Source organism: Thiobacillus denitrificans DSM 12475 (assembly GCF_000376425.1).
Taxonomy (GTDB): domain Bacteria; phylum Pseudomonadota; class Gammaproteobacteria; order Burkholderiales; family Thiobacillaceae; genus Thiobacillus; species Thiobacillus denitrificans.
In genome coordinates this window covers 211,015-237,948 of record NZ_AQWL01000005.1, presented here as the reverse complement: position 1 = coordinate 237,948, position 26,934 = coordinate 211,015, and the positions used below count along the sequence as shown (strand labels likewise).

The 26,934-nt window shown below is 66.2% G+C and carries 22 protein-coding genes; 12 read left to right on the top strand and 10 right to left on the bottom strand.

What is annotated here, in order from left to right:
• Nucleotides 1-113: 113 nt before the first annotated feature.
• Nucleotides 114-2,150, bottom strand: a complete 2,037-nt coding sequence (locus B059_RS18935; protein ID WP_018078114.1) for an LTA synthase family protein — start codon at nucleotides 2,148-2,150, stop codon at nucleotides 114-116.
• A 217-nt stretch (nucleotides 2,151-2,367) separates the two neighbouring features.
• Between B059_RS18935 and B059_RS18930 the strand changes: the two genes are divergently transcribed.
• Both B059_RS18930 and pbpC read left to right on the top strand, forming a co-directional pair.
• Nucleotides 2,368-8,010, top strand: a complete 5,643-nt coding sequence (locus B059_RS18930; protein WP_018078113.1) for an Ig-like domain-containing alpha-2-macroglobulin family protein — start codon at nucleotides 2,368-2,370, stop codon at nucleotides 8,008-8,010.
• Entirely contained in the window at nucleotides 8,007-10,082 is a 2,076-nt protein-coding gene (gene pbpC, locus B059_RS18925) for a penicillin-binding protein 1C (RefSeq protein WP_018078112.1), read from the top strand. The genes B059_RS18930 and pbpC overlap by 4 nt, the downstream gene beginning before the upstream one ends.
• A 35-nt stretch (nucleotides 10,083-10,117) precedes the next feature.
• Here the strand turns inward: pbpC and B059_RS0109985 are convergent, their stop codons facing one another.
• From B059_RS0109985 to B059_RS0109975, 3 genes are read right to left on the bottom strand one after another with little or no spacing between them, the layout of a single operon-like run.
• Entirely contained in the window at nucleotides 10,118-10,510 is a 393-nt protein-coding gene (locus B059_RS0109985) for a hypothetical protein (protein ID WP_018078111.1), read from the bottom strand.
• Nucleotides 10,511-10,561: 51 nt separating this feature from the next.
• Nucleotides 10,562-11,158, bottom strand: coding sequence for a glycine zipper 2TM domain-containing protein (locus tag B059_RS0109980; RefSeq protein WP_018078110.1), 597 nt, complete (start codon nucleotides 11,156-11,158; stop codon nucleotides 10,562-10,564).
• Between the two features lie 38 nt (nucleotides 11,159-11,196).
• Nucleotides 11,197-11,481, bottom strand: coding sequence for a hypothetical protein (locus B059_RS0109975; protein WP_018078109.1), 285 nt, complete (start codon nucleotides 11,479-11,481; stop codon nucleotides 11,197-11,199).
• A 153-nt stretch (nucleotides 11,482-11,634) separates the two neighbouring features.
• Here B059_RS0109975 and B059_RS0109970 point away from each other — a divergent pair, with 153 nt between their 5' ends.
• Nucleotides 11,635-12,348: a response regulator gene (locus B059_RS0109970; RefSeq protein WP_018078108.1), complete on the top strand. Its 714-nt coding sequence runs from the start codon at nucleotides 11,635-11,637 to the stop codon at nucleotides 12,346-12,348.
• The gene (locus B059_RS0109965; RefSeq protein WP_018078107.1) at nucleotides 12,345-13,631 is read left to right on the top strand and encodes an ATP-binding protein; all 1,287 of its coding nucleotides are present in this window, start codon (nucleotides 12,345-12,347) and stop codon (nucleotides 13,629-13,631) included. The genes B059_RS0109970 and B059_RS0109965 overlap by 4 nt, the downstream gene beginning before the upstream one ends.
• Nucleotides 13,632-13,635: 4 nt before the next feature.
• On the opposite strand, the gene B059_RS21660 is transcribed toward B059_RS0109965, so the two are convergent.
• Both B059_RS21660 and B059_RS21110 read right to left on the bottom strand, forming a co-directional pair.
• On the bottom strand, nucleotides 13,636-13,767 hold the full coding sequence (locus B059_RS21660) for a hypothetical protein (protein ID WP_272867461.1): 132 nt from the start codon (nucleotides 13,765-13,767) through the stop codon (nucleotides 13,636-13,638).
• Between the two features lie 23 nt (nucleotides 13,768-13,790).
• Nucleotides 13,791-13,943: a hypothetical protein gene (locus B059_RS21110; protein WP_018078105.1), complete on the bottom strand. Its 153-nt coding sequence runs from the start codon at nucleotides 13,941-13,943 to the stop codon at nucleotides 13,791-13,793.
• A 272-nt stretch (nucleotides 13,944-14,215) separates the two neighbouring features.
• On the opposite strand from B059_RS21110, the gene B059_RS0109950 reads away from it, so the two are divergent.
• Nucleotides 14,216-16,177 carry an ABC-F family ATP-binding cassette domain-containing protein gene (locus B059_RS0109950; protein WP_026177429.1) on the top strand — a complete coding sequence of 654 codons (1,962 nt, stop codon included), beginning with the start codon at nucleotides 14,216-14,218 and terminating at the stop codon, nucleotides 16,175-16,177.
• A 179-nt stretch (nucleotides 16,178-16,356) separates the two neighbouring features.
• On the opposite strand, the gene B059_RS0109940 is transcribed toward B059_RS0109950, so the two are convergent.
• Genes B059_RS0109940 through tkt form a run of 3 tightly spaced genes read right to left on the bottom strand, consistent with a single transcriptional unit; the run spans nucleotide 16,357 to nucleotide 19,220 of the window.
• Nucleotides 16,357-16,902, bottom strand: coding sequence for a DUF488 domain-containing protein (locus B059_RS0109940; protein ID WP_018078102.1), 546 nt, complete (start codon nucleotides 16,900-16,902; stop codon nucleotides 16,357-16,359).
• 3 nt (nucleotides 16,903-16,905) lie between these two features.
• Nucleotides 16,906-17,118, bottom strand: a complete 213-nt coding sequence (locus B059_RS0109935) for a hypervirulence associated TUDOR domain-containing protein (protein WP_018078101.1) — start codon at nucleotides 17,116-17,118, stop codon at nucleotides 16,906-16,908.
• Between the two features lie 50 nt (nucleotides 17,119-17,168).
• Nucleotides 17,169-19,220 carry a transketolase gene (tkt, locus tag B059_RS0109930; RefSeq protein ID WP_018078100.1) on the bottom strand — a complete coding sequence of 684 codons (2,052 nt, stop codon included), beginning with the start codon at nucleotides 19,218-19,220 and terminating at the stop codon, nucleotides 17,169-17,171.
• 330 nt (nucleotides 19,221-19,550) lie between these two features.
• Between tkt and glyQ the strand changes: the two genes are divergently transcribed.
• From glyQ to gloA, 6 genes are read left to right on the top strand one after another with little or no spacing between them, the layout of a single operon-like run.
• Nucleotides 19,551-20,474: a glycine--tRNA ligase subunit alpha gene (gene glyQ / locus B059_RS0109925; RefSeq protein WP_018078099.1), complete on the top strand. Its 924-nt coding sequence runs from the start codon at nucleotides 19,551-19,553 to the stop codon at nucleotides 20,472-20,474.
• Entirely contained in the window at nucleotides 20,471-22,594 is a 2,124-nt protein-coding gene (glyS, locus tag B059_RS0109920; protein ID WP_018078098.1) for a glycine--tRNA ligase subunit beta, read from the top strand. Before glyQ ends, glyS begins: the two co-directional genes overlap by 4 nt.
• A 30-nt stretch (nucleotides 22,595-22,624) precedes the next feature.
• A complete protein-coding gene (gene gmhB / locus B059_RS0109915; RefSeq protein WP_018078097.1) occupies nucleotides 22,625-23,167 on the top strand; it encodes a D-glycero-beta-D-manno-heptose 1,7-bisphosphate 7-phosphatase in 543 nt (180 codons plus the stop codon).
• Nucleotides 23,164-23,886, top strand: a complete 723-nt coding sequence (locus B059_RS0109910; protein WP_018078096.1) for a lysophospholipid acyltransferase family protein — start codon at nucleotides 23,164-23,166, stop codon at nucleotides 23,884-23,886. Before gmhB ends, B059_RS0109910 begins: the two co-directional genes overlap by 4 nt.
• Before the next feature lie 4 nt (nucleotides 23,887-23,890).
• Nucleotides 23,891-24,574 carry a M48 family metallopeptidase gene (locus B059_RS0109905; protein ID WP_018078095.1) on the top strand — a complete coding sequence of 228 codons (684 nt, stop codon included), beginning with the start codon at nucleotides 23,891-23,893 and terminating at the stop codon, nucleotides 24,572-24,574.
• Between the two features lie 4 nt (nucleotides 24,575-24,578).
• The gene (gloA, locus tag B059_RS0109900) at nucleotides 24,579-24,992 is read left to right on the top strand and encodes a lactoylglutathione lyase (protein ID WP_018078094.1); all 414 of its coding nucleotides are present in this window, start codon (nucleotides 24,579-24,581) and stop codon (nucleotides 24,990-24,992) included.
• A 22-nt stretch (nucleotides 24,993-25,014) separates the two neighbouring features.
• Here the strand turns inward: gloA and B059_RS0109895 are convergent, their stop codons facing one another.
• Entirely contained in the window at nucleotides 25,015-25,608 is a 594-nt protein-coding gene (locus B059_RS0109895) for a DUF4202 domain-containing protein (protein WP_018078093.1), read from the bottom strand.
• A 243-nt stretch (nucleotides 25,609-25,851) separates the two neighbouring features.
• Between B059_RS0109895 and B059_RS0109890 the strand changes: the two genes are divergently transcribed.
• Entirely contained in the window at nucleotides 25,852-26,931 is a 1,080-nt protein-coding gene (locus tag B059_RS0109890; RefSeq protein WP_018078092.1) for an alkene reductase, read from the top strand.
• Nucleotides 26,932-26,934: the final 3 nt, after the last annotated feature.

The window sequence follows — 26,934 nt, the reverse complement described above, 5'->3', positions numbered from 1 at the left end:
CTGCCCCGGCCGACAGGCTTGACGCCGACCCGTCACCGCGGGATCGGCAGCCTCACCCCCGAACCTGCGTTCGTCATTCACCACCCCTAGCCGGCACCCTTGCCCGACGGATTTCAGAAACCGTCGCGGGGCGCTTGGTGGCTGCCGGTCTGCTCCTGTAGCTCGGTCTGGGTCGAAGCGGGGATGCCGGGCGTTCGCTGTGACGGCGGAAGCTGTTCTTCGTCGCGATACAGGCCATGGCGGAACACGTACGCCGCATGCTGGTAGAACGCGGTCGCCTCCTGCTGCAGCGCCGGGTCGGCACGCGGCGCCAGCGGCAGGTTCTGCGCATCGACGGCGAAGACTTCCGCTTCGTGCCGGGGCCGCAACACGGCCAGGCGGCCGTTTTTCAGATAGCCCAGCGTCTGGTAGTTGGCGACGAAGGCGCGGTCGCCCGATGGCGGGGCGTGCAGGATATCCCGCCCGAAGAACTTGCTGTAGTAGCGCATCCCGAGCATGCCCAGCAGCGTGGGCGCAATGTCGATCTGCGACATGAGTCGGTCCACCCGCTGCGGCTTGAGGTGCTTGGGCGCATAGAAAAACAGCGGAATCCGGTACTTGTCCACCGGGATGTTCACCGTGCCGCGCGCATTGGCGCCATGGTCTGCGGTGACGATGAATAGGGTGTCGTCGAACCAGTCCTGCTTGCGTGCCTCGGCGAGCAGGTGGCCGATGGCGTAGTCGGCATACTTCACCGCGCCCTCGCGCCCGCTGCCGGAGGGGATGTCGATACGGCCCGCCGGGTAGGTGTAGGGACGATGATTGCTGGTGGTCATGATGTGCACGAAAAACGGCCGCGAGCCCTCGCCGCGCTGTGCCGAACGATGGATATGGCCGAGGCTGTCGAGCACGTGGTCGAATAGGAACTCGTCCGCCACGCCCCAGATATTGGCGAAGCCGATGCGTTCGGTGGGAATGTCGGTGCGATCGATGGTGCGGTAGTCGTTACGGTCGAAGAAGGCATTCATGTTGTCGAAGTAGCCGAAGCCGCCGTAGGCGAAGCGCACGTCGTAGTTGAAATCCTCGAGCACGCTGCCGAGCGAGAACAGTTCCTCATTCCTTGGGCGCCGCACGATCGACTGGCCGGGCGTCGGCGGCAGCGCCAGCGCCAGCGCCTCCAGGCCGCGCACGGTGCGGTTGCCGGTGGCGTAAACGTTCGAGAACCACAGGCCTTCCCGCGCCAGCCGGTCCAGGTTCGGCGTCAGGCCGCGCCGGTCGCCATAGGCGCCGAGAAATTCCGCCCCCATGCTTTCGATGCTGATCAGCACGACGTTGAGGCGCTGCGGCGCCGTGGCCGACGGGATCAGCCGTTCCACTCCACCGACAGGCTGCTTCTCCAGCCACGTGCCGCCGTCCTGCGCCAGCGTGCGGTGCACGATGGAGAAAGCCTGCTGCGGCGGCAGCGCGGTATAGAAGCGTTCGAAATCCAGCTCGTTGCGGCGGTTGGCGGCGAAGAAGGAATAAATGCCATTGCCGGCCAGTTCGTTGACATGATCGCTGCTGCTGCGGTTCTTGAGATCGCCATCGAGGCCAGCGGCCAGCCCCGCCACGACGGCCGCCCAGGCGCCGAGCCAGAGCAGACGGGAACGCCAGGGCCAGGGCGCGCGGGCTGCGGCATAGATGCGGCGCATGAAGGGCAGCCACCACAACATCGCCAGGATCGCGAGTCCGGCAAGCACTTTCCCGACCGGATAGCTCTCGCGGATGTTGCCGATGACCTCATGCGAATAGAGCAGATAATCGACGGCGATGAAATTGAAACGGGCGCCGAATTCTTCCCAGAAGAACCATTCCGCCACTGCGGTCAGCAGCAACACGAACGTCAGCGCGATCAGCAGCACCATGCCGGCTGCGCGTATCACATGCCAGCGCGCGAAGCGGTCCGGCATCAGCGCCAGCAGCAGGACCACCGGTGCCGTGAAATACACGGCCGCCGCCAGATCGAACAGCAGACCGAAGCCGAAAATCTGTACATAGGAAGCGATGCCCGGTGGAATGTTCACTTCCGGCCGCGTCATCAGGACAAGACGGGTCGCCATGGCAAACACGATCAGGGTCAGGGCGAGGGCGAAAGCAGGAAGCAGGCGCTGCGGGGGGGATGCGTTCGACATGGGCGTGGGCCGGTTCCTGCCAGGATGAGGCGTCGGGGCAGTGATGGTATGCCAAGTCGGCACGGCGCTCCAGCCGGACATACGGAATGGGAACCGGGCTGCGGAAAACGGTTCACTGCCGCCCATAAGCCATCGCATGGCGGCAAAGCCCCGCTGCCCTGCGGTTTGAAAAACCCGCACGCCTTGTCACAATGGCCCGAACACGGGAGGGAACCCCATGCGTATCTGGATCGGGCTGGCGGGAGGCATGTGGACGGCGCTGGCGCTGGCTGCCCAGGTGGCGGATTTTTCGCCGCAGGGCAGCGTCAAGGACGTGCGACAGGCAGCGGCAAGATTCGACCAGCCGGTGGTGGCGCTGGGCGACCCGCGCGCAGCCGATCCGTTCGAGGTGGATTGCCCAGTGGCGGGCAGCGGCAAGTGGCTCGACGACCGCACTTGGATCTACGACTTCGAGCGCGGCCTGCCGGGCGCTGTGCGCTGCGCGTTCACGGTTCGCGCGGGGCTGAAGGATGCGGCCGGGCAACCGGTGAAAGCGGAAAATTTCCGCTTCGACACCGGCGGCCCGCAGGTGATGGCCTTACGCCCCGTCGATGGCAGCAGTGATATCGACGAGCGGCAGACCTTCGTGCTGACATTCGATACGCGGGTAAAGCCCGGCACCCTGGCGAGCCGGGCGTCGTGCCAGGTAACGGGACTGGCCGAGCGCATCGAGGTGGAGGTGCTGCAGGGGGCGGCGCGTGAGGCGGCCCTGCGGCCATTGAAAGACGGCAACGACCCGTTGTTCCGCCGGCGCTTTGCGCCCAATGCCGAGACCACCGAGGTGCTCCGCTGCCGGCGCCCGTTGCCGAACGAGAGCCGGGTCAGCCTGGTGCTGGACGTCGGTGTCGAAGCGGGCAACGGGCTGGCGAGCCGGGGCGCGCAGACGTTTGCGTTCCGTGTGCGCCCGGGGTTTTATGCACGCGCGACGTGCGGCAAGGTCAACCCGCGCGCGGCGTGCAATCCGCTCACGCCGATCCGGGTCGACTTCGGTGGCGCGATCAGGCGCGAAGACGCACGCCGGGTGCGCCTCAGCGACGCCGCAGGGCGCAGCTGGACGGCGCTGCCGGATGACGGCGCGGCGGCTTCCCCGTGGCTGGAGCAGCTGCGTTTTGCCGGCCCCTTTCCGGAAAAGACGGTGCTCACGCTGAGTCTGCCCGCCGCGCTGCGTGACGAGGATGGCCGCGCGCTGGCCAATGCCGCGCAGTTTCCGCTGGCGCTCCGCACCGATGCCTACCCGCCGCTGGCCAAATTCCCCGACGCATTCGGCGTGCTCGAAGCGGCGCATCCGGTGTTGCCGGTCACGCTGCGCAACCTGGAAACCGCTGCCGGCGGCCGCACCCTGGCGCTGCCGGGCAAGCTGGCAGCGGTACGCGATGGCGCCGACAGCATGGTGATCAACTGGTTGCGGCATCTGGAAAGCGTGCGCTACGGCCGTCCGACACCCGGAGCCCGTCCGGAGAAGCCACCCGTGCGTCAGCCCGCGGGCAGCTTTTCGGTGCTGGAAAAGGTCAGCCCGGTGGCCGGGTTGAGCGTACCCAAGCCGGGCGGCGGCCAGGCTTTCGAGGTCGTCGGCATTCCGCTGCCGGGACCGGGGTTTTATGTGGTCGAACTCGCCAGTCCGAAACTTGGCGCGGCCTATCTCGACGGCCAGGGCGCGTATCACACCCACACCGCAGCGCTGGTCACCAATCTGGTCGCGCATTTCAAGGTCGGGCGCGAGTCCTCGCTGGCGTGGGTGACGGCGCTGGATTCCGGCCAGCCGGTGGCCGGCGCGCAGGTGGCAGTGAGCGACTGCAAGGGCACGCTGAAATGGCAGGGGGCGACCGACGCACAGGGACGCGCCCGCATCGCACAGGCTCTGGGCGAGGCCCCGCGCTGCCGGAACTGGCCAGGCGGCTGGTTCGTTTCGGCGCGGGTCGGCCAGGATCGCAGCTTCACCCTGTCGTCATGGGACAACGGCATCGAATCGTGGCGCTTCAACCTGCCCGCGAGCGAGGTGTGGACGCCGGAGATCGCGCACAGCGTGCTCGACCGCAGCCTGTTCCGGGCGGGCGATACGGTGGCGATGAAACATTTCATCCGGCTGCGCTCGGGCAGCGGTTTCGCACGGGTGGCGCAAAAGAATCTGCCGAAAAAACTCACCCTCACCCATGCCGGCAGCGGGCAGGCCTATACCCTGCCGGTGAAATTCGACCCGCAGGGCATCGCCGAAACGCAGTGGGCCATTCCGCGCGAGGCCCGGCTGGGCGCGTACGACATTACTCTGGGCGAGGGCGAGCGGGCGCGGCAGTCGGGCCGGTTCACCGTGGCGGCGTTCCGCTTGCCGACGATGCGCGCGCAGATCGGCCTGCCGCAAGCCGCGCTGGTGGGTGCGCCGGCCGTCAGCGTCGATGTCGGAGTGCAGTACCTGTCGGGTGGCGGCGCCAGCCTGCAGCCGGTCAAGCTGCGCAGCCTCGTCGAACCGGCCGCTTATGCCAGTGCGGCGTTCCCCGGCACCCTCTTTGCCAACGGCAACGTCAGGGAAGGGATCAGTCGCGAGACGGCGGTGGACGACAGCTTTTATGAACTGGAAGACGGCGCCGATCCGGCCGCCCCGGCCGCGCGGCAGCCCCTGGCACGCACGCAGGCAGCCACGCTTGATGCGGCGGGTGCGGCGCGGCTGACGGTGGGCGGCTTGCCGCAAGCCGAAACGCTGCAGGCGCTGCGTCTGGAACTCGACTATCGGGACGCCAGCGGGGCCACCCAGACCGTGTCGCGCCGCACGCTGCTGTGGCCGGGGCAGCGCATTCCGGGTATCGCCATTGCCGACTGGAACGCGCGCGACACGCTGCGCTACACGCTGGCGGTGATCGACCCCGATGGCAAGGCGGTGGCGGGAGCGCGCGTCGAATCGGACATTTTTTCGGTGCGCACCTACAGTCACCGCAAGCGCCTGATCGGCGGCTTCTATGCGTACGAAAACACGCGCGAGGTGAAACGCGTGGCGGCGGGCTGTGCCGGCGTGACCGATGCCGGCGGCCAGCTCGCCTGCGATATCAGGCCGCCGATGCGCGGCAATCTGAGCGTGCGCGTCAAGACCACCGATGCGGCCGGCCGCAGCGTCCACGCCCACCGCGAAATGTGGGTGGCAGGCAGCGACGACGCCTGGTTTCCCGGCCATGATTCCGACCGCATGGACGTACTGCCCGAACGGCCGCAATACGAGCCGGGACAGCTTGCCGAACTGCAGGTGAAGCTGCCGTTCCGCTCCGCCACCGCGCTGGTCACGGTGGAACGCGAAGGCGTGCTCGACAGCTTCGTCGTGCCGCTTTCCGCGCAATCGCCTACGGTGCGGCTGCCGGTCAAGCCGAGCTACGCGCCCAACGTGGTCGTCTCGGTGCTGGCGGTGCGCGGCCGGGTGGGCGAGCCTGCCCCCACCGCGCTGGTCGATCTCGGCAAGCCCGCCTACAAGCTGGGGGCGGCGAGCCTGCGCGTCGGCGAACGCGGCCATGCGTTGAATGTCAGCGTCACTACGCCGCGGCCGGTTTACCGGGTGCGCGAGCACGTGCCGGTGACGCTCAGGGTGACGCGCGCCGACGGCGGCAAGCTGCCGGCGGGTGCCGAAGTCGCGCTGGCGGTGGTGGACGAGGGCTTGCTGGAGCTGGCGCCCAACCCGAGCTGGAAGCTGCTCGACGCCATGATGGCGACGCGCCCGTGGGAAGTCGCCACCGCCACCGCGCAGATGCAGGTGGTCGGCAAGCGCCACTATGGCCGCAAGAGCCTGCCGCCGGGCGGTGGCGGCGGCAAGCTGCCGACGCGCGAACTGTTCGACACGCGCGTGCTGTGGCAGGCGCGGGTGAAGCTCGACCGCAGCGGTCGCGCGCAGGTGAAGGTGCCGCTGAACGACAGCCTGACCAGCTTCCGCATCGCTGCGGTGGCGCATGCGGGCACCGGCTTCTTCGGCGATGGCGGCACCCGCATCCAGACGCGCCAGGACGTGATGCTGCTGGCCGGCCTGCCGCCGGTGGTGCGTGAAGGCGATGCGTTCGCGGCGGGATTCACCGTGCGCAACGGCAGCGACAAGCCGCAAACGGTGGCACTGACCCCCACCCTCACGGCAGATGACGGGCTGCTCGCGGTGTCGCCGCAGACGGTCGAGCTGGCGCCGGGCGAGGCGCGCAGCGTGAGCTGGCCAGTGACCGTGCCGGCGCATGCGGGAACGCTGAACTGGCGGCTCGAAGCCCGCAGCGCAGGCGGCAGCGATGTGCTCAGCGCGAGCCAGCTGGTGCTGCCCGCCGTGCCGGTGCGGGTGATGCAGGCGACGCTGCTGCAGCTCGACGGCAGCCATAGCCTGAACGTCGCGCGTCCCGCCGGGGCGCTGGCCGGGCACGGCGGCGTGGCAGTCAGCGCCGCCCCCACGCTGGCGGGCAATCTTGCCGCCATGCGCGACTACATGCGCGCCTATCCCTACACCTGCATCGAGCAGCGCGTGTCGCGCGCACTGGCGCTCGACGACGCCGCCATGTGGGCGGATACGATGAGCCGCCTGCCGGCACATCTCGACGGCAATGGTCTGCTGAGGGCGTTTGCCAGCGAGGCCCTGTCTGGCGATGCCGTGCTCACCGCGTACGTGCTCGCCACTGCGCATGCCGCGCGGCAGGCGCTGCCGGATGCGGCGCGCGATGCCATGCTGAATGGCCTGCAGGCATTTGTCGCCGGCCGGCTGCCGGACGAGGGTATCGGCTTTGCCGATGGCCATCTGCGCAAGCTCGCCGCCATCGAAGCGCTGGCGCGCTACGACCAGGCCACGCCGGACATGCTGGAGGCACTGCCGCTGGGGGCGGACCAGATGGTGCCGGATCGATGGCCGACCTCCGCGCTGATCGATTACCTGTCGATCCTGCAGCAGCTCGCTAGCGTGCCCGGACGTGAGGCCCGACTGAAACAGACCGTGGCGCTGCTGCGCGCGCGCATGGACTTGCGCGGCACCACGTTCAACTGGGCGGGCGGCACCCGCGACGATCTGTGGTGGCTGATGGTGTCGCCCGACCTCAACGCCGCGCGTGCGCTGGCGGTACTGCAGACGGTGCCCGAGATGCAGGCCGAGCTTCCGCGGCTCGCGCGCGGCCTGATGGCACGGCAAAAACAGGGGCGCTGGGATCTGACCACGGCAAATGCCTGGGCGCGCATCGCGCTGGATCGCTTTTCGCGGCAGTTCGAAGCTGCGCCGGTGAGCGGCCAGACGCGCGTCGAACTCGCCGCGGCGAGCCGCACAATGAACTGGCCGAAACCGCAGGACATCGCATTGCCGTGGCCGGCCGCTGGCGGCGAGCTGCGCCTGATGCACCACGGCAGCGGCAAGCCATGGGTCACGGTGATGAGCCACGCGGCGGTGCCGTTGAAAACGGCGATGAACGCCGGCTACGCCATCAGGCAGAGCGTGGTGCCGCTGCAGCAGGCAGTCGCCGGCAAATGGTCGCGTGGCGACCTCGCGCGGGTGACGCTGACGATCGAGGCCCAGGCCGACATGAGCTGGGTGGTGGTCGACGCGCCGGTGCCTGCCGGGGCGAGCGTGCTGGGCAGCGGTCTCGCGGGCGAATCGGCGCTGCTGGATCGCGGCAACCGCAGCACGGGCACCGCCTGGCTGGCGTTCGAGGAGCGCCCGTTCGAGCGCTATCGCGCGTATTACGCCTGGGTCCCCAGGGGCAGCTTCACGCTCGGCTACACGCTGCGACTGGACAATCCAGGCCGCTTCAAGCTGCCGCCGACGCGGGTCGAGGCCATGTACCAGCCTGGGCAGTTCGGCGAACTGCCCAACGCCGATTGGGACGTGATGCCGTGAGGCTGCGCACCTGGACGGCTGCGGGCGCCTGTGCGGTTCTGACTGCCTGCGGTACGGCGCCGGACCTGGCGCAGATTCAGCGCCAGCATCCGCCGTCGTCGGCCTGGCTGCTGGATCGCCATGGCGCGGTGATGCAGGAGGTGCGCGTCGATTTCCATCGCCGGCAGGGTGAGTGGCAGGCACTGGCCGCCATCTCGCCAGCCTTGCAGCAGGCCGTGGTGAAATTCGAGGACAAGCGGTTCGCCGACCATAGCGGCGTGGATCTGCGCGCGCTGGCCCATGCGTTGTGGCAAAACCTCAAAGGCGAAAAGCGACGCGGCGCCAGCACGCTGACGATGCAGCTGGCGGGATTCCTGCAGCCCGGGCTCGCCTCGGGCGCGCGTAAGGGCGTGGTGGGCAAACTCCGGCAGATGGCGGCGGCGTGGCGACTCGAACGCCGCCTCAGCAAGCCGCAGATTCTGGAGGCGTATCTCAATCTGGCGCCGTTCCGCGGCGAGGCGCGCGGGGCAGCGGCGGCGTCGGCGATGCTGTTCGGCAAGGGCGCGTCGGCGCTGACTCGGGATGAAGCCCTGCTGCTGGCCGCGTTGTTGCCGGCGCCGCGCGCGCTGCCGGCGCAGCTGGCCGCGCGCGCATGCCGCTATGCCGGGCAGCCGGCGGATAGCGCGGAGTGCGTGCGTCTGCGCCGCCTGGCGCAACAAGTGGTGCAGCCTGGGCAAGCCACTGGGGCACAGGCCGGTGCGGCGCCGCATCTGGCGCTCCGGCTGGAACTGGTGCCGGGGGCGCGCATTCGCACCACGCTCGATCTGGATCTGCAGCGCTATGCGGCAGCTGCGCTCGAATCGCAGTTGTCCCAATTGACCGATCAGGAGGTGGAAGACGGTGCGGTGCTGGTGCTCGACAATGCCAGCGGCGAAACGCTGGCCTATGTCGGCAGCCGCCGTGGCGTGCCCCTGCAGCAGATCGACGGCGTGCGTGCGCAACGCCAGGCGGGCTCGACGCTGAAACCCTTCCTGTATGCGCTGGCGATCGAGCGGCAGATCCTGACCGCGGCCTCGCCTCTGGACGACAGCCCGGTGGCGATTACCACGCCGGCCGGACAATATGTGCCGCAAAACTACGACCGGCAGTTCAGGGGACGGGTGAGCGTGCGCACTGCGCTGGCTGGCAGCCTCAATGTGCCGGCAGTGCGCAGCTTGCTGCTGACGGGGATCGAACCGTTTCACCAGCGCCTGCTGCAACTCGGCCTGCCGCTGGCGCAGGAGGCCGATTTTTACGGCTATGCGCTGGCGCTGGGCGCGCCCGAAGTGGATTTATGGTCGCTCACCAATGCCTATCGTGCGCTGGCCAATGGCGGCCGCGTCAGTGCCGCGCGGCTGCTGCCGGGGCCGGACGCAGCATCGAGACCGGCGATCGAACCCGCCGCGGCCTTCATCGTGGCCGACATTCTTGCCGACCGCACCGCGCGCAGCGTCACTTTCGGCTTTGAGAATCCGCTCGCCACGCCGTTCTGGAGTGCCGTCAAAACCGGTACCAGCAAGGACATGCGAGACAACTGGTGCATCGGGTTTTCGCAGCGTTTCACGGTCGGCGTGTGGGTGGGCAATTTCGACGGCCAGCCGATGCGCGGCGTATCCGGCGTCACCGGCGCGGCGCCGGTGTGGCTGGAACTGATGCAGGCGCTGCACGCCACGCCGGGGGCGCCGCCTGCCGCGCCGCCCGGTGTGATGCGGCGGCAGGGCGAGTGGTTCATCGCAGGTACGGCTCCGTCAGGGAAGCAGACGGCAGTCAGCGCGGTGATCGAGGCGCGTATCGAATATCCCGGCGCAGGCACCATTCTGGCGCTTGACCCCGACATGCCGCCATCCATGCAGCGGGTGTTTCTTGCGGCGACCGGCGCGGCCGATGCTGCGTGGGTGCTGGATGGGGAACATCTGGGCAAGGCGGATGGCGCGCTGGCCTGGGTACCCGTTGCGGGCAGGCATACCCTGCAATTGGTGGGGGATGCGGGAGACCGGGTGCTCGACAGTGTGCAGTTCCAGGTGCGCGGGCCAGGGCCTGCGCCCACACACTAAAACCGGGTCCAGCGAAGCCTGGACCCGGTCACGATTCAGCTGCGGCCGTGGCGGCGGTGCTCGCGATGGTCGCGGCGTCCATCGCGGTCATGGCGCCGGTCATCGTGGCGCCAGTCATTGTGGTGATGATTCCAGTCGCGGCGCCCATCCCAGCGATGCCCGTAATCACGGTAGTGGTGGACATGCTGGACGCGATGGCGCGGGGGCAGCACGATGGTGCGGCCGGGCCGGTAGGACGTGTGCGTCCAGTAGCGGCTGCCGCCGGACTCGTACAACACGCGGAAGCCGTCGTGATGGTGGCTGCCAAACGAGATGACGAACTGGGGTTCGACCGTTATCACACGGCCGTAGCCACCGTTGCCGCCATGGGCGAAGCTGGCGCTGGAGGCGGTCAGGAGGGCGGTTGCAATCAGCAGGGTGCGTAGCATGGTTCTACTCCTTTCAAGGTTGGAATGCAGCGGTTGTACGGGGTGCGTGCATCAATCGTTCCAGTCGTCGCGGCGGTCGTTCCAGCGCTCGTCGCGCCGGTCCTCGGCCACGGAAAAGTTCCCGTTCAGGGTCAGCCATTTGCCCGGGTCGTAAGGCAGACGGGTGCTGTATTCGCGGCCCTGGAATCGGTAGCGCACGTCGTAGCCGCTGATCACCTGACGGTAGTCGTCGTGGGTGCGGCAGCGCTCTACCTGGCGCGGGTGCGATTCGTAACGGCGATCGCCGTCGTTCCAGCGGTCGCCCACCACTGCGCCGGTGGCTGCGCCGACTGCGGCGGCAGCGACCCTGCCGTTGCCCTTGCCGACCGTTGAGCCGAGCAGGCCGCCGGCGATGGCGCCGAGCATGGCCCCTCCCGTATTGCTGCCATCGCGGATGCTGCGCGTGTCATAGCCGACGGTTTCGGTCCAGCATTCGCGGCGCGGCTCGTTGATGGTGTCGTAGACCGGGGTGCTGGCCAGGACCTTGACGCGTGTGGTGAAGCCGTCGTCGCGGCCGTGACCGGCCTGCGCGGCGGCGCTGACGGCAAGCAGTGCGGCAAGCAGAATGCGCTGATGTCCTTGGCTGCGCTTCAGGGAATGTGCATTCATCGTGACTCTCCTCGTTCAACAGTGCGTTCAGTGCAAATTCAGCGACGGCCGCGGGGATGGCTGTCCGGCTCGGGCCGTTCCTGCTGGCGGCGCTCGTAGCCGTAACCGTAACCTGGCGGTTCGTTGTGTTCGGCCTCGCGTCGTGTCGCGCGGCGCTGATCGGGCTTGTTGGCGTCGCGCCGGTCCTGGCGGGCTTCGTCGCCGCGGTCGCGCTTGGCCACGATGAAAGCGCCATCCATGTAATCCGGTGCCGCGTGAACCGGACTGGCCAGGGCCAGTCCCAGTGCTGCCAGTCCGATAATCCAGGTTTGCCGTGTGTCCATCGTGATCTCCATATCCGTGGTCGCGTTGTTTCGCTTCCACGCTTCGCAGTTTGGTTGGGGAAGGTAAGCGCACTGTTTCACGCCAGGGCGATTTTGTAACAGTGTGTAACCGGGATGGGAATAGCCCGCCATCCCCGCTGCTATAGTTGCCGCATGCAAAAAGACACCATTTATGTCACCGACGACGATCCCGGCATACGCGAACTGGTGGCCGAATACCTGAGCAGCCAGGGCTACGCGGTCGAGACGGCGGAGGACGCCGTTTCGCTCGACCGCCTGTTGAACGCCCGGCTGCCGGCGCTGCTGGTGCTCGACTGGATGATGCCGGGCGAGGATGGCCTGTCGGTGGCGCGACGGCTGCGCGCGCAGCCGGGGTTTCCGCCCATCATCATGCTGTCGGCCAAGGGCGAGGACATCGACCGCATCATCGGTCTCGAGGTCGGCGCCGACGATTACCTGCCCAAGCCGTTCAACCCACGCGAACTGCTGGCGCGTATCCGCGCGGTGTTGCGGCGGCAGGGCGGCGCGACTGCGCCCGCACCGGCTGAAGCGGCCAGGCTGGAGCGCTTCGGCCCGTTCAGCATCAACCTCGACGCCCGCACCCTCAGCCGCGACGGCGTCGAAATCACGTTGACCGGCGGCGAGTACGCACTGCTGGAAATCTTCGTCACCCATGCCAACCGCGCGCTGTCGCGCGACTGGCTGATGGACCAGCTGCGCGGTTTCGAGCGCGACCCGTTCGACCGCAGCATCGACGTGCGGGTGAACCGCCTGCGCAAGAAGATCGAGGACGATCCCGCCAACCCGGCCTATATCCGTACCCAGCGCGGGCAGGGCTATCTGTTCGTGCCGCAGGGGAAAGGGTGAAGCGCATTGCCCGCTCGTTGTACGCCCGCACCGCGCTGACGCTGGCGCTCGCCTTCATCGTGTTCCAGGCGGCGGCGTTCTGGGTGGTGTATCGCACCCTGATCGTCCCGGTGGCGGAACGCTCGGCGGACGACCTGGCCGGATTGATCGTGCTGTCGGCGCAGACCTGGGTGGAGCTGCCGCCGCCGACGCGTGCCGCGTTCGAACGCGAGCTGGCGCGACGTCATGGCCTGCGCCTGACCACCGGCGTCACCGGCGCCACCGCGGATGCCCCGCAATTCGCCTTTCGCGCGCAGATCGAAACTGCATTGAGCCGCCGGTTAGGCGAATCCATCGTGTTGCGCGGGGTGCCGGAGACGGCGGCGGCATGGCTGGATATTCCGGTGGCCGGGCATGACCTGCACGCCGGATTCTTCCCCGATCGCTATGCCGTCAAGCCGCCGCTGGCGGCAATCGCGGTGATTGCGTTGGGTGCGTTCCTCAGTCTGCTGACCGCCCTGTTTCTGGTGCGCCGCATCACCGTGCCGCTGGCGCGCGCGGCGCAGGCGGCCAGCCAGGTTGGCGCGGGCGAGCTGCCCGAGCCCTTGCCGGAAACCGGCCCGGCCGAGCTGGCCGAGCTGGCTCGTCGTTTCAACCGGATGGCGGCCGAGGTGCGCGACTTGCTGGATAACCGCACCACCTTGCTGGCGGGGATTTCGCACGACCTGCGCACCCCGATGACGCGGCTGCAGCTCAACCTGGAAATGCTGCGCGATGCCCCCAGCGCGGCACGCATTGACCGGGCGGTGGCCGATCTGGCCGACATGAACAGGCTGATTACGGGCTACCTGGAGCTGGCACGCACCACGCAGGCCGAAATGAAAATGCGTTTCGACCTTGCGGGTTTGCTGGAAGAGGTCGCGGCCGATACCGGCCTGTCATGGCAGGGTGCGGTGCCGTGCGAGATCGAGGCCGGCCGGCTTGCACTGCGGCAAATCGTCACCAACCTGGTCCAGAATGCGCAGCGTTATGGCGGCGGCACGCCGGTCGAGCTGGCGCTGGAGTGCACCGGCAAACAGGCACGGGTGATCGTGCGCGATGCCGGCGCGGGGATTCCCGACGATCAGCTGGAAAAGGTGTTCAGGCCGTTTTACCGGCTCGATGCGTCGCGTTCGCAGGCTACCGGCGGAACCGGGCTGGGGCTGGCGATCGTGCGGCAGCTGGCGGAAACCAATGGATGGGCCGTGTCGCTCAAAAACCGTGCGACGGGCGGTCTGGAAGCGACGCTGGAAATCCGCCGCTAGGGCGTCAGATGCAGGATGCGGCGGCGCGCCGCAGCATGCGGAATTCGATGAACAGCAGTGTCAGGCTGAACATCGACATGCGGCGGGTGCTGCCGCTGAAAAATCCCAGCGGCGAGCATGACAGGCTGATGCTCACGCGGGTGCTTCTGCCCAGTTGCATCAGGCGGCCGGCTGGCGGGCAAACAGGGAAAACTGTACGAACAGCAGCGACAGGCTGGTGAGGCTCATGCGTTCGGTCTGGCCGTGGAACCAGGAAAAAGGCGTGGAGCTGAGTTCGAGAACCAGTTGTTTTTTGCCGAATTGCAGTTTCATGATGCACTCCTTGGTGAGAGATTTGCCTTAATACGTGCAATGCCTGTGCCACCTGGGTCTGCTGCGGTGAGAGGTTGAAAACTGTAGATAAAACAATATTTTGCAAGCCGTTTCCCGCAAACCCCGAGAGGCGGCAGGGCACGGGTTGACGGAAAGTCGTCAATCCGTGTCGAGACGGCAAACAGCCGACGCCCGCCAGGCGGATGGCGGCGTCAAGGTAGAATCCGGCTTTCGATTTGGGCGGCGCGTTTCAGGCGCGCCGCATCTTCTGCATGATCATCCTCAAGAATCTCAGCCTGCGGCGCAGCGCCAAGGTGCTGCTCGACAATGCCTCGGTGTCGATCAACCCCGGCGAAAAGGTCGGCCTGGTGGGGCGCAACGGCGCTGGCAAGTCCAGCCTGTTCGCGCTGCTGAATGGCACCCTGCACGAGGACCGCGGCGATTTTTCCATGCCGACGCAGTGGCGCATGGCGCAGGTGGCGCAGGACATGCCGGAAACGGCCGAGTCCGCGACCGGCTTCGTCATCGCCGGCGACACCCAGTTGGCCGAGGCGCAGGCAGAAGTGGCCGCCGCCGAGGCCAGCGACGACGGTGAGCGCATGGCGCACGCCTACATGGCGCTGCACGACGCCGGTGCGCACGATGCACAGTCGCGCGCGCAGGCCCTGATTCTCGGCCTGGGATTCCAGGTGCGCGAGCTGGATCAGCCGGTCAACAGTTTCTCCGGCGGCTGGCGCATGCGATTACAGTTGGCGCGCGCACTGATGTGTCCGTCGGAACTGTTGCTGCTCGACGAACCCACCAACCACCTCGACCTGGACGCCCTGGTGTGGCTGGAAGCCTGGCTCAAGAAGTACCCCGGCACCCTGCTGGTGATCAGCCACGACCGCGAATTTCTCGACGCGGTGACCAACGTCACCATCCATATCGAAAACGGCCAGCTCACCCGCTACGGCGGCAACTACAGCACCTTCGAGGACATGCGTGCCGAGCAGATGGCGCTGCAGCAGGCGGCGTTCGCCCGCCAGCAGGACAAGATCGCCCATCTGCAGGCTTTTATCAACCGCTTCAAGGCCAAGGCCAGCAAGGCCAAACAGGCGCAAAGCCGGGTCAAGGCGCTCGACCGCATGGAGCGTCTGGCGCCGATGCTGGCGAGTGCGGATTTCACCTTCGAATTCAAGGAGCCACTCAACCTGCCCAACCCCATGCTGACGATCGACGACGCCAGCTTCGGCTATCCGCCGGCGGGCGGAGCAGGCGAGCCGACGGTGATCGTGCGGGGGGTCAGCAAGTCGGTCTTCGCCGGCCAGCGCATCGGCATCCTTGGCGCCAACGGCCAGGGCAAGTCGACGCTGGTGAAGACCATCGCGCGCACCCTGCCGGTCGTCGCCGGCGCCGTTACCGAGGGCAAGGGCCTCAACATCGGCTACTTCGCGCAGCAGGAACTCGATGTGCTGCGCCCGGCCGACACCCCGCTGGAGCACATGATCCGTCTCGCCCGCGACACCATCGCCAACGGCGGCGCCGGCCAGTTCAGCAGCCGCGAGCAGGATCTGCGCAATTTTCTCGGCACCTTCAATTTCAGCGGCGACATGGTCAAGCAGGCCGTCGGCACCATGAGCGGCGGCGAAAAGGCGCGGCTGGTGCTGTGCATGATCGTGTGGCAGCGCCCCAATCTCCTGCTGCTCGATGAGCCGACCAACCACCTCGACCTCGCCACGCGCGAGGCGCTGGCGATGGCATTGAACGAATTCGAAGGCACGGTGATGCTGGTCAGCCACGACCGTGCCCTGCTGCGTTCGGTGTGCGACGAGTTCTGGCTGGTCAGCCGTGGCGGGGTCGAGCCCTTCGATGGCGACCTGGACGACTACCAGCGCTATCTACTGGACGAGGGCAAGCGCCTGCGCGAAGAACTCAAACAGGCGGGCAAAAAGGTCGAAGCGCCGAAAGTAAAACCGGAGCCTGCACCAGTGGCGGCGAAAAAACCGCCGGTGTCATCGGGCAGGATCAAGGCGTTGAAGCAGAAGCTGGAAAAGCTCGACAAAAGCATGGCTGCACTTCAAGTCGAAAAAAATGCGCTTGAAGCACGCCTGGTCGGGACGATTTCCGTCGAAGCGATTGCCGAAACCGGCAGGCAGCTTCAGCACGTCATTGACGAACTGGCGATCGAAGAGGGGGAGTGGCTGGAGTTGTCGGAGGAAATCGAGGCGCTGGAGGCGTCGAGCACTTGCTAATAAGCCTGTAAATTGGACGGCATTTGGCCATCCGTGTTCCTGCCGCGGTTGAGTGGGCGCAGGCGAAGATATTGCGCTGCGCGTCGATGCCGAGCTGAACAATGAGCCGGGTCTTCCGGCTCATTTGCTGCGTGAACGCAGCGCATAATGGTTTCTCGCATCCGGTTTCTGACGACTCATCAAGGCGGCTGTTCCAGCGCCAGTGCGTAGCTCAACCGCCCTTCTACAATGCGCGCCGGCGAAGTGTAGGGATGCACCGTGCTGTGCGTGGCATCGACGATATGGATCACCTCGATGCCGCGCACGCGCAACACGTCGGCGATCAGCGCGCGATGGCAGCGCCACCACACCGCCTCGGCGCACATCAGGGCGGTACGTCGCTGCGCGGCCAGTGCCAGCAGTGCGTCGAGGCCTTCGGCAAACTCCGCGCTCGCGAGATGGTCGGCGTAGCCGCGGAACGAGGCGTTGCGCCAGCCGTCGTTCGGTGAATCGGGCCGCACCGGGCGGCGTCCGCCGAGCTTGGGCAACCACCGATACACGATGCCGTGCGACGGCAATGATTCACTCAGCGCATCCTTCGCGAAATGCGGATGACGGCGCGAGCCGGGAAAACGCCGGACATCGGCGACCGCCTCGATGCGATAGGCGGCCAGCACGTCGAGAAACGCCTCCAGCGTGCGGGTCGAATGGCCGATCGTCCAGATCGTTTCGATTCCAGCGGGCATTGCTCAGACTATCCGCTGCAACGCAGCGCCCTTGTGCATCGCGATGTGATCGGTCTTGTCGCTCTTGATCGCGTACTGCGGATCTTCCGGGCTGCAATGACGCGTGTGCCCCTTGTAGAGTGTGTCGCGCGTATGCACCCGGACGATCGTGCCGCTCACCAGGCCGGCCTCCGAGTTCCAGCGTACGTGGTCGCCGACCTTGAATGGATGGTTCATGCTCGTGTTCTCCGTTGATGACAGGTTGCGGGCCGCGCTGCCGTGGCCGTCTATCGGCGCGCCAGCAGCGCTCGCGCGCGCGCGGCCACGTGGTCGACGCTGAAGCCGTATTCGCGCAGCAGGACGCCGGCCGGGGCCGAGGCGCCGAAGCGTTCGACGCCGAGCATGTCGCCATGGGCGCCGACGTAGCGGCACCAGCCCTGGGACACCCCCAGCTCGACCACCAGGCGCGCCGGCACGTGCGGCGGCAGCACCTCGTCGCGGTAGCTTTGCGGCTGGGCGTCGAACAGTTCCCAGCTCGGCATCGACACGCAGCGCACCGCGATGCCTTCGTCCTGCAGGCGCTCGGCGGCGGCGAGGATGAGGGCGACTTCGGAGCCGCTGGCAATCAGGATCAGCTCGGGCCGGGTTTGTTTTGAATCGCTCAGCACATACGCGCCGCGGCGCAGCCCTTCGGCACCGGCATAGCGGCTGCGGTCGAGCGTGGGCACGTCCTGCCGGGTCAGCGCCAGCAGCACCGGGCGATCGCGGGTTTCCACCGCCACTTGCCACGCCACCGCGGTTTCGTTGGCGTCGGCAGGGCGGATCACGGTGACACCGGGGATCGCGCGCAGGCTGGCCAGGTGCTCCACCGGCTGGTGGGTGGGGCCGTCCTCGCCGACGGCGATGCTGTCGTGGGTGAACACGTGCACCACGTGCACGCCCATCAGCGCGGCCAGGCGGATTGCCGGGCGCAGGTAGTCGGAGAAGATCAGGAAGGTGGCGCCGTAGGGGATGAAGCCGCCATGTGCGGCGAGGCCATTGACGATCGCACCCATCGCATGTTCGCGCACGCCGAAATGCAGGTTGCGGCCGGCGTAACTCCAGCCGTCGCGGTCGGAATCTTCGCGGCCCGTGCCGGATGCCGGGGCCGGATTGAAGTCGCCCAGCCCCGTCAGCGCGGTATGGGTGGACGGGTCGAGATCGGCCGAGCCGCCGACCAGAGCAGGCAGCTTCGGCGCGAACGCATTCATGATCCTGCCGCTGGCGACGCGCGTAGCCATGCCTCTGGCGTCGGCGGAGAAGACCGGGATGTCGGCGTCCCACCCGGCCGGCAGCTCGCCGCGCAGACGGCTCTGCAGTTCGCTGGCCAGATCGGGGAATGCCCGGGCATAGGCATCCAGCCGCCCATTCCATTCGGCTTCCGCCCGGGCACCGCGTTGCAGCGCCGCGCGAAAATGCGCCAGCGCCGGTTGCGGCACTCGAAACGGCGGATCGACCGGCCAGCCAAGCTTTTCCTTGGTCTTTTTGACGCCCTCGACACCGAGCGGCGAACCGTGGGCCTTGTAGCTGTCCTGCTCGGGCGAGCCGAAGCCGATGTGGGTGCGTACCAGGATCAGCGATGGCCGCGCGGTGTCGGCACGGGCGGTGTCGAGCGCCGCATTGATCGCGGCGACGTCGTTGCCGTCGGCCACGTGGAGGATCTGCCAGCCATAGGCGTCGAAGCGTTGGGCGCAATCTTCCGAAAACGTGATGTCGGTAGCGGCCGACAGCGTGACGCTGTTGTCGTCGTAGAGGCAGATCAGCTTGCCGAGTTGCAGGTGCCCGGCCAGCGAGGCGGCCTCGGAGGCGATCCCTTCCATCAGGTCGCCGTCGCTGACGATGGCCCAGGTATGGTGGTCGATCACCGTGTGGCCGTCGCGGTTATAGCGCGCCGCCAGATGGGCTTCGCCGATCGCCAGGCCGACTGCATTCGCCAACCCTTGCCCGAGTGGGCCGGTGGTCACCTCGACGCCGGGCGTGTGGCCGCGCTCGGGGTGCCCCGGCGCCTTGCTTCCCCATTGGCGAAACTGCCGGATGTCATCCAGCGACAGGTCGTAGCCAGTCAGATGCAGCAGGCTGTAGAGGAGCGCGGAGCCGTGTCCGGCCGACAGCACGAAGCGGTCGCGGTCGGCCCAGAGCGGATTGGCCGGGTGGTGCTTGAGCTGGCGCGTCCACAGCGCGTAGGCCATCGGCGCGGCGCCGAGCGGCAGGCCCGGATGGCCGCTATTGGCGTGCTGCACCATGTCCACCGCGAGGAAGCGCAGCGTATCGATGCATAGCGAGTCGAGCTGATCGGACATGAAGACCCCTCTATTCAATCAAGGATGGATGGACGTCACGACCACGACGCCTGGCGTTTCTTCAGGATAGTTTGCATTTGGCCGATTTCGTTTCCCTCAAACCTGCCAGATCGTTCCGTTGTGGCGGGCTTTCATCGCCGGATTCGTTGCAATCCCGGCGGTATTTGAAACTCCGGACCCGTTCGAGAATCTTGTCGGCAAGGATTCGGGATGCGGATTAACCCGGGATTGGCGGTCTGGGAGGCGAGCCGGCTCCCGCCCATCGGGCACTGCCGAAACCCCCGCCAACCACGCTAAAATGCCGCTTTGCCGAAAAGCCGCTGACCCGCCGTGAACCCCACCTTCCAGGACATCATCCTCACCCTGCAACGCTACTGGGCCGAGCGCGGCTGTGCGCTGCTGCAGCCCTACGACATGGAAGTCGGTGCGGGCACCTCGCACACCGCGACCTTTCTGCGCTCGCTCGGTCCCGAGCCGTGGAAAGCGGCCTACGTGCAGCCGAGCCGCCGGCCGAAGGATGGCCGTTACGGCGACAACCCCAACCGGCTGCAGCACTACTATCAGTTTCAGGTGGTGTTGAAACCGGCGCCGGCCGACATTCTGGAGCTGTATCTCGGTTCACTCGAAGCGCTGGGGTTCGACCTCAAGAAGAACGACGTGCGCTTCGTCGAGGACGACTGGGAAAACCCGACGCTCGGCGCCTGGGGGCTGGGCTGGGAGGTGTGGCTGAACGGCATGGAAGTCACCCAGTTCACCTATTTCCAGCAGGTCGGCGGCATCGACTGCAAGCCGATTACCGGCGAGATCACCTACGGCCTGGAGCGGCTGGCCATGTATCTGCAGGGCGTCGAGAGCGTGTTCGACCTGGTGTGGACCGAGGGGCTCACCTACCGCGACGTCTACCACCAGAACGAAGTCGAGCAGAGCGCCTACAATTTCGAGCATAGCGACGTCGATTTTCTGCTCACCGCGTTTGCCGCGCACGAGAAGAAGGCGCAGGAACTGATGGCGGCGCAGCTCGCACTGCCGGCCTATGAACAGGTGCTGAAAGCCGCGCACACCTTCAACCTGCTCGACGCGCGCGGTGCGATCTCGGTGACCGAGCGCGCTGCCTACATCGGCCGCATCCGCAACCTGGCGCGGACGGTGGCCAGAAGCTACCTCGACAGCCGCGCGCGGCTCGGCTTTCCGATGGCGCCGAGGGCGTGGGCGGACGAAGTCATCGCACAATTCGACAAGAAGGCGGCAGCATGAGCGCGCGGAATCTGCTGGTTGAACTGTTCGTCGAAGAACTGCCGCCCAAGGCGCTGAAAAAACTGGGCGAGACGTTTGCCGCTGTGTTGGCCGAAAACCTGGTGACGCAAGGGCTGGTCGATGCGAATACTCTGAAGGACACACGTGCCACCGTCACGCATTTCGCTTCGCCGCGCCGACTTGGCGCGCATGTCGCAAATGTGCTGGCGTGTGCCGCCGACAAGCCGGTGTCGACCAAGCTCATGCCTGTCAATGTGGGTCTGGATGCGGCGGGTAACGCAACACCCGCGCTACTGAAGCGGCTGGCCGCGCTGGGTGCGGACGAGTCCGCGGTCAACCGGCTGCGCCGTGCCGCCGACGGCAAGAACGAAGTCCTGTTCCACGACAGCATCGCGCCCGGTACGCTCTTGGCTGATGGCCTGCAGCGTGCGCTCGAAGCCGCACTGGAAAAACTGCCCATTCCCAAGGTCATGACCTATCCCGATCCGTCAGGCGAAGGCTGGGAAACAGTCAATTTCGTGCGCCCCGCACATGGCTTGATTGCGCTGCACGGCGCGGAAGTCGTGCCGGTTTCGGTGCTCGGCCTTGAGGCCGGCCGGGAAACGCAGGGCCATCGCTTCGAGGCGCGCGTCAGTCCGGTGTCGATCACCAACGCCGACTGCTATGCCCCGCAGATGGCTGACGAGGGTGCGGTGATCGCGAGCTTCGCCGAGCGCCGCGTCGAGATCGCCCGCCAGTTGCAGGCCGCCGCCGCGCCGCTTGGCCTGAAGCCGATCGAGGATGATGCCCTGCTGGACGAAGTCACCGCGCTGGTCGAACGCCCCAATGTACTGGTCGGCATGTTCGAGGAGGCTTTCCTCGAAGTGCCGCAGGAATGCCTGATCCTCACCATGAAGGCGAACCAGAAATACTTCCCGTTGTTGGACACGGCGGGCAAGCTGACCAACCAGTTCCTCATCGTTTCCAACATCTCGCCCGACGATGCGTCTTCCGTGATCCAGGGCAATGAACGCGTGGTGCGTCCGCGGCTGGCCGATGCCAAGTTCTTCTTCGACCAGGATCGCAAGAAAAAACTGGCAGACCGTGTGCCGGGGTTGGCGAAGGTGGTGTATCACAATAAATTGGGTAGCCAGGGCGAGCGCAGTAACAAGGTCGAGCTGATTGCAGTCGGAATTGCAGCGATGCTCGGAATCGAGAAACTCGAATCATCGGTCAGCAACGCTGCGAAGCTGGCCAAAGCTGATCTACTTACTGACATGGTAGGTGAGTTTCCTGAACTGCAGGGCAGCATGGGGCGTTATTACGCGCAACACGATGGCCTGTCGGACGATATCGCCTTTGCCATCGAAGACCACTACAAGCCGCGTTTTGCCGGCGATGAATTGCCGCGCAGTGATGTTGGCGTGTGCGTGGCGCTGGCCGACAAACTCGAAACGCTGGTTGGACTGTTTGGCATCGGTGAAAAGCCGACTGGGGACAAGGATCCGTTCGCACTGCGTCGTCATGCGTTGGGTGTGATCCGTATGCTGATCGAGCGCGATCTGCCATTGAACCTTGATGCGCTGCTTTTCGTGGCGGCCGGTATTCGCGGCTTCTCCGAAGATGTCGCGGGCCAAGTCGAGACCTTTATGTTCGAGCGCCTGTCCGGGATGTTGCGTGAACAAGGTTACTCAGCACAGGAAGTCGATGCAGTCGTTGGCCTAAAACCTCAACGCCTGGGCGAAATACCCAAGCGACTCGCTGCGGTGCGGGCCTTTGCCGGGTTGCCCGAAGCCCCCGCGCTCGCCGCCGCCAACAAGCGCGTCGGCAACATCCTGAAGAAGGCCGAAGGCGGCGTCGGTGCCGTGGCCGACTCCGCCCACTTTGTCGAGGCGGCGGAAAAGGCGCTCTTCGCCGCTCTGGGCGAGATTGGGCCGCGTGCCGACGCCGCCTTCGCCGCCGGCGACTACACCGCCTCGCTGCAGGCGCTGGCTGCGCTCAAAATCCCGGTCGATGCCTTCTTCGATGGCGTGATGGTCAACGCCGACGATCCCGCACTCAAGGCCAACCGCCTGGCGCTGCTGAACCAGCTGCACCGGACCATGAACCGGGTTGCGGACTTGTCGCGTCTGGCGGCGTAATATAAGCCCGGTAAAGGTAGGGGTTGGACCATGAAGCTCATCATTCTCGACCGCGACGGCGTCATCAATTTCGGCTCCGCCCAGTTCATCAAGTCTCCGGAAGAGTGGAAGCCCATTCCCGGCAGCCTGGAAGCGATCGCGCGGCTGACGCGCGAGGGCTGGCGAGTGGTGGTGGCCACCAATCAATCCGGGCTGGCTCGCGGGCTATTCGAAATGGCCACGCTGAATGCCATCCATGCCAAGATGCACAAGGCAGTGGCGCAGGTGGGGGGACGCATCGAGGCGGTGTTTTACTGCCCGCATTCGGCTGACATGGAGTGCAGTTGCCGCAAGCCCAAGCCGGGGCTGTTCGACGAGATCGCCGCACGCTACGGCCAGGATCTGCAGGATGTGCCCGCCATCGGCGATTCGCTGCGCGACCTGCTGGCGGCGGCCAGCGTGGGCGCCCGTCCGTTGCTGGTGCGAACCGGCAAGGGCGAAAAAACCCTGGCGGCAGGCAACCTGCCCGAGAACACGCCGGTATTTGCCAACCTGAGCGAGGTCGTCGATTACCTGCTCAAGGTGGCGGCATGAATTTGCTCCGTTCGCTGATTTTCATGGTTCTGCAAACCGTGCTGACGGTTTTCTTCAGCCTGGTTGCCTTGCTCAGTTTTCCGTTTTCGGCGCATACGCGTTACCGGATGATTACCGGCTACAACCGCATCGTGATCTGGCTGGCGCGCTGGGTGCTCGGCATCCGCTATGTGGTGAAGGGGGCTGAAAACCTGCCGGAACAGCCTGCCGTCATTCTCGCCAAGCACCAGTCGGCGTGGGAAACCGTGGCGTTTCTGTTCCTGTTTCCGCCGGTCTCGCCGGTCATCAAGCAGGAGCTGCTGAACGTGCCGTTTTTTGGCTGGGCATTCCGGATGCTTTCTCCCATCGCCATCGACCGCGGTGCCGGGCGCGAAGCGCTCAAGCAGATCGTCGCCCGAGGCAAGGAAAAAATCGCGCAGGGATTCTGGGTGCTGGTGTTTCCCGAAGGCACGCGCGTCGCTCCCGGTGAAAAAGGCCGCTATGGCATAGGCGGCGGCTGGCTGGCGGCGGAAAGCGGCGCCCCCATCGTGCCGGTGGCGCACAACGCGGGCGAGGTGTGGCCAAAAAATGCCTTCATCAAATGTCCCGGCACCATCACCGTCAGCATCGGCCCGGCCATTGCCACGGCGGGCAAAAGTGCGGCCGAACTCACCCGCGCGGTCGAGGCCTGGATCGAGGCCGAAATGGCGAGGCTGCCCCCTGCTGCCGCACGCCAATAACGGGGTGTTGCAGCTCGGCGGCATCGCGGTGCCGTTTGCGCTCAAGCGCTCGCGCCGCCGCCGCACGCTCGGCCTGACGGTGACTTCGTGCGAAGTGCGCATTCATGCGCCGAGCTGGACGCCGCGCGCCGAGATCGAGCGTTATGTCACGCTGCAACACGGCTGGCTCGCCCGCGCCTGGGCACGGATGCAGGCGCGCGCATCGCAACCCGGGACGCTCGCCGCGAACGAAGTGCGTTACCTGGGGCGCGTCCTTGCACTCGATATCCGGCCTTCATTGTTCAGCGAGGTGCGCCGCCATGGTGGCACGCTGCGCATCCATGCGCCGTACGATGCCGACGCCGGAACCTTGATCCGCGACTGGCTGCAACTTCGCGCCGAGCGTCTGCTGGCCTGGCGGCTCGCGCGTATCGCCCGCAAACTGGGACGCGCACCCCGCCGTTTTGCCCTGTCCGACGCGCAAACCCAATGGGGCAGCTGCACCCGGAACGGCCACATCCGCCTCAACTGGCGACTGGTGCAGGCACCGCTCGCCCATATCGACTACGTTGCGGCGCATGAACTCGCCCACCTCGTCCACCTCGACCATTCGCCGCGCTTCTGGGCGCAGGTCGCGGCGCTCTGCCCGGACGCGCTTGCGCGGCGCGCCGAGTTGCGCACAATGGGAGCTTCTCTTTTTCGGGTCTGAAACCATGCGAATCCTGCACACCATGCTGCGCGTCGGCGACCTCGACCGTTCGATCGATTTCTACACCAGCGTGCTCGGCATGAAACTGCTGCGCCGCAAGGATTATCCGGGCGGAAAGTTCACGCTCGCCTTCGTCGGCTACGACACGGAAGACCGCACGGCAGTGCTTGAGCTGACCTACAACTGGGGCGTCGACAAATACGAAGCCGGCAGCGGCTACGGCCACATCGCCATCGAGGTCGACGACACCTACGCCGCGTGCGACGCCGTCGCAGCCAGGGGCGGCAAGGTGCTGCGCCCGGCCGGGCCGATGTCGCATGGCACCACGGTGATCGCGTTCATCGAAGATCCCGACGGCTACCCGATCGAATTCATCCAGAAGGGAACCGCCGGGTGGGTGAAGGAATGGGCGGAGTAACCGGCCCAGGCCGCAGCGCTTGCTAACCGATTGCCTTGGTGATCAGCGGTAACAGCGGCTCGGGCAGCTTGATTTTTCCGGACAGTGCGAAGGCCTGGGCGGCCTTCGACATCTTCTGCCATGTCTTGCGGATGATATCCAGCCATTTCGCCTCGTCGTAGTCGGGCTTGCTCTGGGCGAAGGCCAGTATGTAATGCTCGATGAAGACAAGATCGGCGATGTCTTCCAGCAGTTGCGTTTCCGGATTGCTCTTGATGCCGCGCTTGCTCACCGCCTTCTTGACGCGTTCGATCATTGCGTCGTCGTAGCCGGCCTGGCGCATCAGCTCGCCCGCCGTATCGGCGTGAAACGTGTAAAGCCCGGTGCGCCACGCGTGATAGCCCTCCTTGTTCATCGGATAACTGCTGCGCGGCACCTTCCAGCGCTGGATGTGCTGGGCGCGCACGGCCAGTTGCGCCACTTCGGAGGCTTCCGGTGCAAAGCGGGCGATCATGTCCGACATGCGACGGCCGTAAAGCAGTTCCTTGGGCTGGCCTTCATCCTGATTGGGGTCTTCCGCATTGGCGGCATCAAACAGTGCCACCGCTCGGCTGAAGCGTTCCTGATTCTCGATCATGATTCAATTCCTAGGTTTGGAGTAGGCTATTCCATGGCCCTTTCCTGGATGTGCCGGGATGGTTTCCGCAAGCAGCACGACCAGTATCGGGCTCCATTTCCAATTATCTCAAACATCCGCGCCATCGACCCTGCTATCCCATCGATCGACGCCAGCGAAGCTTGCATTTCCGGATCTGACCCCAAGGTACGTTGAATGTGTTTCATCAACCCTGCCTGCAACTAGACCCAGAGGAATCCCGACGTGACCGATCTCTTTTCACCTGCCCGCTTCGGCGCCATCGAGCTTGCCAACCGCGTGGTGATGTCGTCGCTGACGCGCAACCGCGCCGGCACGGGCAACGTGCCGACGCTGCGGGTGGCCGAATACTATCGCCAGCGCGCCTCGGCCGGGCTCATCCTGACCGAGGCTTCGCCGATCTGCGCGGCGGGCCACGGCTATCCCCGCACACCCGGCATCCATACGCCCGAACAGATCGCGGGCTGGAAGCAGGTAACCGATGCGGTGCATGGCGCCGGCGGGAAGATCGCGTTGCAACTGTGGCATGTGGGGCGGATTTCGCATCCCGATCTGCAGCCGGGCGGCGCGTTGCCGGTCGCACCGTCGGCGATCCGTCCGTCCGGCCAGGTGTTCACCGGGCAGGGGATGAAGGATTTCGTCACGCCGCGCGCGCTCGACCTTGCGGAAATCCCCGCCCTGGTCGCTGATTTCGGGCAGGCCGCGCGCAATGCCATCGACGCGGGTTTCGACGGCGTGGAAATCCACGCCGGCAATGGTTATCTACTGGATCAGTTCCTGCGCTCGTCCACCAACCGGCGCACCGATGCCTACGGCGGCAGCAAGGAAAACCGGGCGCGTCTGCTGCTGGAAGTGATGGATGCCGTGTGCAGGGAAATCGGCAGCGACCGCACCGGCCTGCGGCTGTCTCCCGTGACGCCATTCAACGACATCAGCGACGACGATCCGCAGGATACGTTCGATTACGTTGTCGGACAGCTCAATCCGCTGCAACTCGCTTTCCTGGACGTGTTGCAGGGAGCCGGTGGCGCGCCCCGGGGACAGTGGCCGCCATTCGATTACGACAGGCTGCGTGCGCTGTATTCGGGCAATCTGATCCTCAACAACGGCTACGACTTCGCAACCGCGCAGGCTGCAGTGACGTCGGGCGCCGCCGATGCGATTGCGTTCGGCCGCCTGCTGCTGGCCAACCCCGATCTGGTGGAACGGTTCCGCCGCGGCGTGGCCTTGAATCCGCCCGATTACGCAACGTTCTACACCGGGGAAGAGAAAGGGTATACCGACTACCCCTTTATGCCGGACTGAACT